Origin of the sequence: Bacillus sp. CH140a_4T, from assembly GCF_008923725.1 — a bacterium.
GTDB lineage: Bacteria > Bacillota > Bacilli > Bacillales > Bacillaceae_G > Bacillus_A.
Genome location: NZ_WBPF01000005.1, coordinates 543559 through 555355, shown reverse-complemented (window position 1 = coordinate 555355; position 11797 = coordinate 543559). Strand labels below are relative to the sequence as shown.

Here is an 11797-nt window from a genome sequence, read left to right as displayed (position 1 = left end):
TTTACATTTCTATACAAAATCAAATAAAATATTCATTAATAAATAGATTGAATTTTCTTTATTTTGAACGGTGGTGAAAAATTGTTATATACAGAATTTATTTCTGAAACAGAGACGATATTGGAATCTTTAATGGATGATTTAATCGTAACAGATGTAAATGGGACGATTCTAAAAGCGACACAATTTACCGCTGATAGATATGGAATTAAGTATGAAAGTTTAATCGGTGCTTCTATTTATGAATTGGAACGAACAGGTATTATTACTCCGATTGTGACACCGTTAATCATACAAAAAAGAGAGAAAATCACAGTTGTTCAGCTTACAAAGACAGGAAATAAATTGCTAGTAACGGGAGTACCCTTATTGGATGAGGAAGGCGAAGTATATCGAGTTGTAAGCTACTCTTATGATGTTTCGGATTTGATAGAAATTCAGAAATATTTAGATCATATGCAAGAGGAACTGGAACGTGTGAAAGAGGAAGCTCAACTTGCACTGCGTGAAAAAATTACATCAGTAGGGTTAATTGCCGATGATCCTGCTATGTATAAAGCAATGGAGACAATACATCAAGTTGCAGAGGTGGATGTAAATACAGTTCTACTTGGAGAATCAGGAGTAGGAAAAACAGCTATTGCTCGTTATATTCATGATAAAAGTCCAAGAACATATGGACCTTTTATTGAAGTCAATTGTGCTGCTATACCTGAGTCTTTATTTGAGGCTGAATTCTTTGGGTATGAAGCTGGCTCTTTTACAGGGGCGAAAAAAAATGGAAAACCCGGATTTGCAGAACTTGCTCATGGGGGAACTTTGTTTCTTGATGAAGTAGGAGAGCTTTCACTTGAACAACAAGTAAAACTTCTTAAGCTAATTGAAGAAAGACAATTTTATCGAGTTGGTGGAACAAAGCTGAAGAATGCAGATTTTCGGCTTATTGTCGCAACAAATCGTGATTTAGAAGAGCTGGTAGAGAATAAAAAATTTAGACAAGATTTATATTTTCGTTTATACGTTGTACCAATTTTGATTCCTCCATTACGTGAACGACCTCAAGATATTATGAATTTGATTTATTTATTTTTGAATAAATTTTGTACTCAATATAAAAGGGAGAGGGAATTGGATCAGGCGGTCATACAAATTTTATTACAGCAAAAGTGGAAAGGAAATGTAAGAGAATTAATGAATATAATAGAACGGCTCGTGATTACATCACATTCAAAGCTTATTACGATTGAAAATATACCAGATTACTATAAATCTAAGAGTGGTGATGAATTCGTTACAAAATCGTCTCAAACTCTTACAGAAATACTAGAAATGGTAGAGAAGCAAGTATTATTGGATGCTAAGAGAAAATATAAAACGACTGTGAAAATAGCAGAGAATTTAGCGATAAGTCAGCCCTCTGTAGTAAGAAAATTGAAGAAGTATAAGATAAATTGAAGTTATGAATTGTGAGAAGATGGATGAAATATTTTCGTCCATCTTCTTCTTTTTTCTAAATTGGCATGATAGTTGCATTAATAAACAATACAAAGGAGGAGAGAACATTGCCTTATATCAATACTTATTTTCAATGCTTTAAGATTTAGCACAAGAAAAATAAGTAGGGGATAAATTGATAAGTCAACCTTTATGAGTATGAGGCAAAGAATATCCTAATGTAAGATTTATTTTATTTAAAGTTGTAGAAAAATAAATGGTAGGAGTGAGAAGATGTATAAACCTAAGGACTCTGCTATGTCACCTCGTTTTTGTGGAGTGAAAACGTTTATGAGACTAGAACAAAAAAATACTACTGAAAATGTAGATTTTGCAGTGCTAGGAATTCCTTTTGATACTGCACAGTCGTATCGTGTGGGAGCGCGTTTAGGACCGAATCATATTCGGAATTTTTCAAGTTTATTACGTCCATATAATCCAGATCAGGCAATTGATATTTTTGATTATTGTTCAGGGGTAGACTATGGAGATTTAGATATTGTACCTGGTAATATTCATCGTACATATGACAACATCGTAGAAGGTTTAACACCTTTATTAGAAAAAAGGATTGTACCTATTATATTAGGCGGGGATCATTCTATTTCATTAGGAAATTTAAGAGCATTCGCAAAGAAATTTGGCCCTATAGCTCTTGTTCATTTTGATTCGCATAGTGATACATGGGATCATTACTATGGGGAAAAATATATGCATGGAACTCCATTTCGACGGGCGGTTGAAGAAGGGCTTATTAATGTCGATCATTCTATTCAAGTAGGAATGCGTGGTCCTTTGTATGGACCAAATGATATAGAGGATGCAAGAGAGTTAGGTTTTGAAGTTATCCCAATGAGAGAAGTGCGGAAAATTGGATATACAGAAGTGTTACGGAGAATTCATGAACGAGTAAAGGATGCAGTGACTTTCGTTTCATTTGATATTGATTTTATAGATCCTGCATACGCACCCGGAACGGGAACGCCTGAAATTGGTGGACCTACAACGATTGAAGCAGTGGAACTTATGCAAGGATTAGATGGATTACATATTGCTGGATTTGACTTAGTCGAAGTGTTACCTGCGTATGATAGTGGAGAAATTACAGCAATTGCAGCATCAAGTATTGCATATGAAATGATTACTCTTGTAGCGATGCAAAAAAGACGTAATTTAGTAAGGCTAAAATAGTATGTATTGAAAAGGAGGATGTTATGAATACAGTAGATATATTACTAATGGCTGGTTATTTTATAATTATTATTGGTATTGGTTTTATAGGGGCAAGGAAAGCAAAAACATCTGAAGATTTTATGGTTGCTGGTCGTAGTTTAGGTTTAGTAATGTATCTAGCTTGTTTAGCCGCAGTAATTCTTGGTGGGGCATCTACAATTGGAACTGCAAGATTAGGATATGAATTTGGTATTTCAGGGATATGGCTCGTTGTTATGATTGGAATCGGAATTATTCTATTAGGAATATTTTTAGTGAAGAGAGTATCAAGATTTAAAATAATTACAATCAGTGAACTGTTAGGGTTACGTTTTAATTCACAAACAAGAGTAATTACTTCATTGATTACATTTATATATGTAACGATGATTACTGTAACGCAAGTAATTGGAATGGGGACTATATTAAATGTACTACTAGGGTGGGATATTAAACTTTGTATGTTATTAGGCGGCAGTGTAGTTGTTATGTATACATTACTGGGAGGCATGTGGTCTGTAACGATGACCGATATATTTCAATTTATTGTAATGACAATTGGAGTATTTGCAATTATGTTACCTCTTAGTTTAGAGAAGGCTGGAGGTTGGTCTGCTCTTCAAGAAAAATTACCACATAGTTATTTTGAAATAGCCAACATTGGTGGAGATAAAATTTTCTCGTACTTTCTCTTATATTGTTTAGGGGTACTAATCGGCCAAGATATATGGCAGCGGATTTTTACTGCCAAGACTGTAGGGATTGCGAAAAAAGGTACAATTGGCGCAGGGGTATACTGTCTTTTATATGCTGTTGCAATCAGTATAATTGGTATGTGCGCTGCTGTAGTTTTTCCGAATTTAAGTGATCCACAAAGTGCGTTTATAACAATGGCCATTACAATTTTACCAGTAGGCTTATTAGGGATTGTCATTGCAAGTGTTGTTTCAGCTCTTATGTCAACTGCATCTGCAACACTATTAGCGTCTTCAACATTAATTGTAAACGACATAATAAAAAGTACTACATCTAAGAATATGAGTGAAAAGGCTGTAATTAGAACTTCAAGAATTTTAACGTTAATTATCGGAATATTCGTAATAATTAGCGCTGTCTGGATTCAGGATGTTATTGTAGCGTTAGATGTTGCATATGCAATATTATCTGGATCGGTATTCTTTCCGATAATTTTAGGGCTGTTTTGGAAACGCGTAACAGACAAAGCGGCATTTTACTCTATTATTTTAAGTGCAATTGTCACGATAGTTGGTTTAATTGTACAAGGTCTTTCGGCTACAGATCCAATCTTATATGGGATGGTATGTAGTGTTTTATCAATTTTCATCATTTCGTATTTAACGTCACCAGAATTTGAAAAATATGAAGAGTGGAAAGAACAGCATACAAATGCAGATGCAGATGCATAAGCAGATGAATCAATGATTTTTATATGTAATGGGAAACTGATGTACAATGATAAGGAGGAGTTCAAATGACTACAAATTGGAATCATTTAATTGAAAGAATGCCACAATTACTAGCACCAAGTATGGCAAAAGACCATCCGAATTTACCGGTCGTGAAAGAAGAAGGATGTTACTATTTTGGGCTAGATGGGAGGAAATACCTTGATTTTACATCAGGTATTGCAACGACCAATGTTGGACATCGTCACCCAAAGGTCGTACAAGCAATTAAGGATAGTGCAGAGTGTCTGACTCACGGCCCATCTGGAGTTATCATGTATGAGTCAATTTTACGTCTTGCGGAAGAACTTGGGAAGGTATTGCCTCCTAAGTTAGATTGTTTCTTTTTTGCAAATAGTGGTACAGAAGCGATTGAAGGGGCGATTAAGTTAGCAAAATATGTGACAAAAAGACCGTATGTTATTTCTTTTTTAGGGTGTTTCCATGGGCGATCAATGGGGGCATTAAGTGTAACAACTTCCAAAAGTAAATATCGTAAGTTTTTGCAACCTAATGGGCTAACGTATCAAATTCCATATGCAAATATTAAAGATTGTCCGGAAGGTATTGATCCTGAGAAACACTGTGTTGAAAAACTAGAAAGAGATTTTGAAACTCTGTTTAATCATCAAGTTACACCAGAAGAAGTTGCATGTGTAATTGTAGAGCCTGTGCTAGGGGAAGGGGGATATATTGTTCCACCAGCTGAGTGGCTAAAGAAAGTTCGTGAAATTTGTAATCAGCATGGAATTCTATTAATCTTTGATGAAGTACAAACAGGATTTGGTCGTACAGGTGAATGGTTTGCAGCACAAACATTTGGAGTAACACCAGATATTATGGCAATCGCAAAAGGAATTGCATCAGGATTACCTCTTAGTGCAACGGTTGCGTCGAAAGAGTTGATGCAGGAGTGGCCATTAGGAACACATGGTACAACTTTCGGAGGGAATCCAATTGCATGTGCAGCGGCACTGGCAACTCTTGAGGTAATGAAAGAAGAACGGCTGGTTGAAAATGCGAGAGAAATGGGTGCTTACGCAGTTCAGAAATTGTATAACTTAAAACAAAAACATTCTGTTATTGGAAGTATACGAGCTGTTGGGTTAATGATTGGAATTGAAATTATTAGCCCTGAAACAGGTACACCTAATGGTGAGGGATTATTTAAAATATTAGACATCGCATTAAAAAAAGGTGTACTATTTTACTTCTGTGGAAATTCAAGTGAAGTAATTCGAATGATTCCACCGCTTTCTATAAACAAAGATCAGATTGATGATGGGTTAGCAATTTTAGATGAGGCACTTACAGAATATGAGGAAGAGTTGAAGGTTTTTGTGTAGAATTAAAAAATAATAGATTTCGTTATATTGAGGGAGAAAAAGGAGGAGAATGGTATAGTACACTATGTAAATGGCATCCACTTGTTTTGAAAATAAAAGAAGTAGGTTGTGGATGTCCTAATGAGAACTATAAGACTGAATTGATAGTTTCCAAGTAGTTACATATATATCCCAAACCAAGCTTTATTGTTATAACAATAAAGCTTGGTTTAATTCCTTGCAGATATCTTAAAAACAAAGGATGGGAAACTGTTTTTATAAAATAACAAAAATAAAGGTGAAAATGATTATACTAATACTTTGAAGTCGTCCGAGACACCACCTAGAATTAGTACAATCATTATACATGAAAAAAGCGAAAGCTTCCTCGATTTGACTACTCCCTTTTTTTATGAGATTTTTGAGAAAAAGTCCATGCCCATCAATTCGTTTTGCATTTGAATATCGAAAAAATAGTGACAAACAATAATACGAAAACACCACTAGAGATAGATAAAGTAGTTAATTGGATTAAGAAGAAAAAATATTTCAACATCGTAAAGTAAAGAGTTGGAATCAAAGAGTGTATACGCTCAAGGAAGAGGATTATGAGGGTAATCATGAACCTAAAATTGAACAAGGGTATACAGTGCTAAAAATGAGTAAAGCTCTCTATGAAAATCAAGGGAACGTATTGAAGAATATTGAATTTTTACAATCAAAAATTTTAGAAATTTGGTCTTCAACGGATGAATTTTTTAATGAGGGAATAGGTTATTGTATTGTTTATGACAACATGATTGTAAGTGTTTGTTTTTCAGGATTCGTTTTTGAAAATATACACTGTATAGATATTGAAACGATAGAAGGTCACAAAGGTAGAAAATTAGCTCAAAGGATAGCTCATAGTTTTGTAAAAGAATGTTTGGAGAATCATATCATTCCATATTGGGACTGCATGGAATTAAATAAGCCTTCTGTGGCCGTTGTAGAGAATGTAGGTTTTACAAATGTATTTAATTATGTAGGATATTATTTTCCTTTTGAGTAAATTAAGTGTATTTAGCCTATCATCAAAGGTTTTTACATGGAAGGAGAATAAGGTGAAACAAATAATAAAAGACGTAGTAATAAATTATTTTAAAGAAATTCATACAGTAGTAGTAGAAGAAGAATTACATAAGAACAGTTGGCATACAGATTTGCATTATAAAATCATCGTAAATGGAGAACGATATTCCGCACGGTTTATAAATAGCGATCGAATAAGTAATCCAGCCTTTGGGACGTTATCTAATGAACAATTGAAAGAGCAAGTACGGTTTACGTATTATTTACGAGAGCATGGAATTCCATTTATGCAGATTAAGGAGAATAGGGCGGGAGAGTCATTTATATTTGTTACTTGGAATGATGAACAGTACCAATTTGTATTGTCTACTTGGATTGAAGGAGAACATATTACTCATTGTACAGAAACGATGGCAGAAGTTTTTGGAAAGGAAGCAAGAAAGATACATGATATTTCTAGTATGTTTCAAAGCTTGACTTTTCAAAAGAAATCTCATTTAGATGGATATGGTGAGTTTATAAAGCTGTTAGAAAATAAGAGCAGTACATGTAAGGAATTGCGAGGGTATATAGAGCTCGCTAAGTACCATATAGAATGCGCACATACGAGTGATTTAGAGTTTATCGTACAAACTGATTTAAATCCTTTAAATGTCATATGGGATTCAAATCAATGTGTAAAAGGAATTATAGATTTTGAATCGATTGGATATGTAGATCGTATTGAAGGTTTAGCCTATTTAATAAAATGGTATTCCCGGACAGAAGGAATAGAGTCGCATGAAGTATGTCCAAAAGTTGCTAAAGCATTTCTAGAAGGGTATAAAGCTAGTAACATTTTAACTTCAAATGAGTATGAAAGACTTTCTTCGTTGCTATGGTTATCCGGTAGTTTAAATTGGAATTTTGTTAAAAAGACGATGAGTTTACTAGGTGATGAGAGAGAATTAGAGAAACATTTGAGAGCTTATAAAATAAGAGGAGAAAGACTGTCGTCATTGTTAATTTGTAGATAACATTTACTCTCCTAATTTTGGATGCGAAAAAGAAAGCGTATGAGGTGTTCTAAAAATGAAAATACAAATTGTATTGTTTGACGGTTTCGGAGAGCTTGTCTCCTTTGCACCTTTTGAAGTACTGAAAAGGGCAATAGAAGAAGGCGCCCCGTTTACAGTTGAACTCGTATCAAGTGAACGAAAACGAGAAGTTACTACCTCGTTTGGAGTTACGGTTAAACTACATGATTTTTTACGAATGGATAATCGCCCGGATCTGTTAATTGTACCTGGTGGTGGCTGGAATCATAAAGCTGAGTACGGGGCAAGAAAGCAAGCTGAGCTTGGAACTTTGACTAAAACGATTAGAGAGATGCATAAGGAAGGAACCATTGTTGCTGGAGTTTGTACAGGAGGTATGCTGCTAGCAGCCTCAGGTATATTGAATGGTAAAAAGGTGACGATGCATCATTTGGCACAAGATGAAGTCAGTAAATACGGAGCTGAACTTCTTCCTTATAGAATTGTAGATCAAGGTGATATTATCACTGCAAGAGGGGTTACTTCAGGAGTTGACTTAGGTCTTTGGATTACGGAAAGGTTTGCAAGCTCCAAAATTGCAGCTGCAGTTGAATATAGAATGGAATACGAGCGGCGAGGGATTGTTTGGGGATAATTTGAATTCTTTTTTACTGGCTTAATTATAGGGGGCTTGTTCTAGACCACATCGAAGGAGTAGCTTTTTAATAAAAAAAGTAGTAAGTATATGAGTATGTCCTTCTACACTTCCGCACGTTCATCGTGTTCGCTATAAAATCGTTCATAATAATAAAACATTAACGAAAATGTTTGAAACTGCTGGATTTGAGGTGGTTTTACTTGAGTATTGTGATGAAAATGGGCAATTTTATTACAAAGAATGGGATGCGAATGATGGCGTTATTTTCCGCTCAAAAAGATATGATTTTAGAAATCAAGGAGATCCACTTGGTTTCCCATCGTTAATTATTGATGCGATTAAACGGTAAGTCATTAACGCTATAGTTTTTAATATATAAAAAGAGACATAAAAATGGAGAGCCGCAGCTTTTATTATTATCGTTTTGTCACCCCACTGCATTTATTAGGTATGATAAGTAATTTGCGGAGGTGACGTATGTCAGAAGAAAATGAGTTTAACTCAAATGAGATTCTGCAAGGAGTGGCATTTGATCCAAATTTAATTGGTCCGACAATCCCACTTATTCCACAGGACAAACAGGACCGGTACATATCTACGTAATGAACAATCTAAGTAAAGACGTATCCGTGATTAGTCGGACGATGAATACTCATATCGTAATTTGCATATTTCATCTCATTTTCGATAAAAAAAGACACCCTAAGGTGCCTTTCACAATTTGAATTACTGTATTTGTTAGTTGGCAGGAGATGGAATTCTAGATGCTGCAAAACGTGTTCCGTTACCAGCTAAGAATAGACCAGCTAAACTAGACACAGCAACAACTTCAACTACATCTCCGGCGTTTAGCTGCAAGATATCAACAGTTTCTACAATGTTATCTCTTGTAATAGTTCCTACATTTACTGCACCATGGCTTTCTTTATCGGGGCCTATAGACACACCGTTTACTGAAATAGATACATTTATTTGATAAGGAGTGGTTAGAACAGTTGGTTGAAAATGAACAGATCCTATAATGTTATAAACTCCATCTTTTTTAGGAATAAAGCTGGATGTAGTAGTACTATATTCATTTGCTAAATCAAATTGTTCATTTTGATATAATACTTGGATTGTTTCATTTGCTGCAACTGCTTGGTTAGTAGCACTAGTAGCCCTGAATGCTGATTCCCGTGTATTCTCTCTGTTAGAATTGCAACAATCTACATGCACTTTAATATAAGGATCATCACATTTTTTATATGATGAATAATCGTTACAATCCTCAAAATGATATTGTTTGCGTTGTTTATTCCATGAGCAATTATTATATTTTTCGTAATAGTTGTATTTACCCATCCTATTAAACAATTCTCCTTTCATTAGTAGAGTCATTATTAATAAATGCAACTTGTCCTTTATTTGGAACGGCTTTTAAAGTTTTTAGACGTATAAAGTGATTTATTAATTATGTGTGGTGTCTTCCTGCGACTTGACCCATCGTAATTTTAATAATATGTATTGGACTCTCATCCGATTATTATTTTACTATGTTAAATTATATCTAGTATTGATAAGAAAAAGAGAGCCGTAGCCATTGTTAATGTCATTTTGTCATCCCACTGTATTTATTAGGTATGATAAGTAATTTGTGGAGGTGACGTATGTCAGAAGAAATGAGTTTAACTCACATGAGATTCTGCAAGGAGTGGCATTTGATCAGGTATAGTTCATAACTTTATTTATACAGTTAGATAGTATGCTGGCAATAATTGATTCCATTATGATTCCGTATTTAGCTTTTGGGTCATGGATTGTACTCAAAATTAATCCAATATCTCATTTGAAAATTACATGTAGCATTTTTTTTGAACAACATTAATAAAAATAAACTAAAATGAGGTGATTTTATGGAAGAGAAAAAGCTCCATTTAGGTTGTGGACGGATCATTCTCGAAAACTGGATAAACCTTGATAAAGTTAAACAATATGGAGTAGATGTTGTGCCAATTTAGATGATTGTAAAAATGGAGCAGAGATATTAGATGATGTGAATACGGCGGAATAGGGTTCTTGAAATGAGTGCTATAAGATCAGTTCGAGAACCACAACGTGAACTACTTATATCCCCACTTATTGAGATTCGTTTAGGTACTAAGGTATAGGTAAAGCCTTCGAATTAAAGAAAGATATCTATAACAGAGGTGTTCAGATGGTTACAATTAGTTTATGTATGATTGTAAAAAATGAAGAAAAAACTCTTAATAGATGTTTAGAATCAGTTAAAGGTATCCCAGATGAAATGATTATTGTAGATACAGGCTCAACGGATCAAACGAAACAAATAGCTAGTAAATGGACGAAACAAATTTTAGATTTTAAATGGATAAATGATTTCTCAGCAGCTCGAAACTATTCTTTCCAACAAGCTTCAATGGATTATATTTTATGGTTAGACGCAGATGATATACTTTTACCAGAAGAACGTAAAAAGCTACTTAATTTAAAACAATCACTCGCTCAAAACATTGATGCGGTTTCTATGATTTATCATGCAGAAATTGATAAATTTAATAATATTTTAACAAGTATTCGCCGTAATAGATTAGTTAAAAGAAGTAAAAATTTTCAATGGCACGGAGTTGTTCATGAAAATCTAAGTACTCAAGATCAGTATAATTCTCTCGACAGTGACATCATAGTCACCCATAAAAAAAATTATACTAATAATGAATCAGATCGAAATCTCAAACTGTATGAACAATTTTTGAAAGAAAATAAAGGGGAAATGACGGTTCACGATATATTTCATTATGCCAGAGAATTACATAAACATAAAAAATATAAACAGGCTATTGAATTTTATAACAAGTTCCTAGACTACAAAGATATTCAATTAGAACACAGGCTTTTTGTTATGCATAAATTAGCAAGTTGTTATCATCTAATCGGAAATTTTAAAAAAGAAAAAGAAATCACATTTCAGTCTTTAGAATACGATGTTCCTCAACCCGAATTCAGCTGTCGCCTAGGTGAATTTTTTCTTAAGAATAATCAATTTTCTCAAGCTGTTTATTGGTATAAACAAGCTATAGAAGCACCTTCAGCTCATTCTGCTCTTTTCATCGAACAAAAACCCTTTAAAACTTGGTTACCGCATAAGCAATTAGCTTTTTGTTACTTTCAACTAAAAGACTATAAACAGACTTATCATCATAATAAAATGGTTCTTAGTTTCTTACCAGCGGATGAGGAGACCCTTAATAATATGAAAGTAATCGAGGAGTTAGTGATTACTGATTAACAGTCAAGAGTAGCTAGTAATTGTTGAAGTTCATTGTGCACTGAAAAGGCGGAGTCTCTTTGAAGACTTCGCCTTTGTTTATTCAGAATATCTAGCATTGAACAGAATTCAAAACTAATGCTATTGAGAAAGGGTACGAATATTAAGTTATCACATTTCTATAATGAAACGAACCTATTTATGTAAAATGTCCTTTACAAAGGATACAGATTATAAAGATTGTTGCTTTTTTATAGGTTTCAATAATATATAATACAATAGAGATA

9 protein-coding genes and 2 pseudogenes are annotated in these 11797 nt (G+C 34.0%); 10 read left to right on the top strand and 1 reads right to left on the bottom strand.

The genetic code is table 11. From position 1 onward, the window contains the following. Nucleotides 1-81: 81 nt before the first annotated feature. The 9 genes and pseudogenes from F8162_RS03890 (at nt 82) to F8162_RS29220 (ending at nt 8845) form a co-directional block, all read left to right on the top strand. A complete protein-coding gene (locus F8162_RS03890) occupies nt 82-1455 on the top strand; it encodes a sigma-54 interaction domain-containing protein (protein ID WP_151634796.1) in 1374 nt (457 codons plus the stop codon). Nucleotides 1456-1728: 273 nt separating this feature from the next. Beyond that, the gene (gene speB, locus F8162_RS03885; RefSeq protein ID WP_151634798.1) at nt 1729-2685 is read left to right on the top strand and encodes an agmatinase; all 957 of its coding nucleotides are present in this window, start codon (nt 1729-1731) and stop codon (nt 2683-2685) included. Between the two features lie 23 nt (nt 2686-2708). Continuing rightward, nucleotides 2709-4133 carry a sodium:solute symporter gene (locus F8162_RS03880; protein ID WP_151634800.1) on the top strand — a complete coding sequence of 475 codons (1425 nt, stop codon included), beginning with the start codon at nt 2709-2711 and terminating at the stop codon, nt 4131-4133. A gap of 65 nt (nt 4134-4198) precedes the next feature. After that, the gene (locus tag F8162_RS03875) at nt 4199-5518 is read left to right on the top strand and encodes an aspartate aminotransferase family protein (protein ID WP_151634802.1); all 1320 of its coding nucleotides are present in this window, start codon (nt 4199-4201) and stop codon (nt 5516-5518) included. 517 nt (nt 5519-6035) lie between these two features. After that, nucleotides 6036-6548: pseudogene (locus F8162_RS03870) on the top strand (GNAT family N-acetyltransferase); the annotation flags it as partial. 52 nt (nt 6549-6600) lie between these two features. After that, nucleotides 6601-7584, top strand: a complete 984-nt coding sequence (locus tag F8162_RS03865; RefSeq protein ID WP_151634804.1) for a phosphotransferase enzyme family protein — start codon at nt 6601-6603, stop codon at nt 7582-7584. A gap of 55 nt (nt 7585-7639) precedes the next feature. Further along, nucleotides 7640-8239, top strand: a complete 600-nt coding sequence (locus F8162_RS03860) for a DJ-1/PfpI family protein (protein WP_151634806.1) — start codon at nt 7640-7642, stop codon at nt 8237-8239. 133 nt (nt 8240-8372) lie between these two features. After that, nucleotides 8373-8591: pseudogene (locus tag F8162_RS03855) on the top strand (SAM-dependent methyltransferase); the annotation flags it as partial. 128 nt (nt 8592-8719) lie between these two features. Beyond that, entirely contained in the window at nt 8720-8845 is a 126-nt protein-coding gene (locus F8162_RS29220) for an exosporium leader peptide-containing protein (RefSeq protein WP_264158318.1), read from the top strand. Between the two features lie 135 nt (nt 8846-8980). Here the strand turns inward: F8162_RS29220 and F8162_RS03850 are convergent, their stop codons facing one another. Further along, on the bottom strand, nt 8981-9586 hold the full coding sequence (locus tag F8162_RS03850; RefSeq protein WP_225990139.1) for a hypothetical protein: 606 nt from the start codon (nt 9584-9586) through the stop codon (nt 8981-8983). 853 nt (nt 9587-10439) lie between these two features. Between F8162_RS03850 and F8162_RS03840 the strand changes: the two genes are divergently transcribed. Further along, complete coding sequence (locus F8162_RS03840) at nt 10440-11531, top strand: glycosyltransferase (RefSeq protein ID WP_151634811.1); 1092 nt, start codon at nt 10440-10442, stop codon at nt 11529-11531. Nucleotides 11532-11797 lie beyond the last annotated feature (266 nt).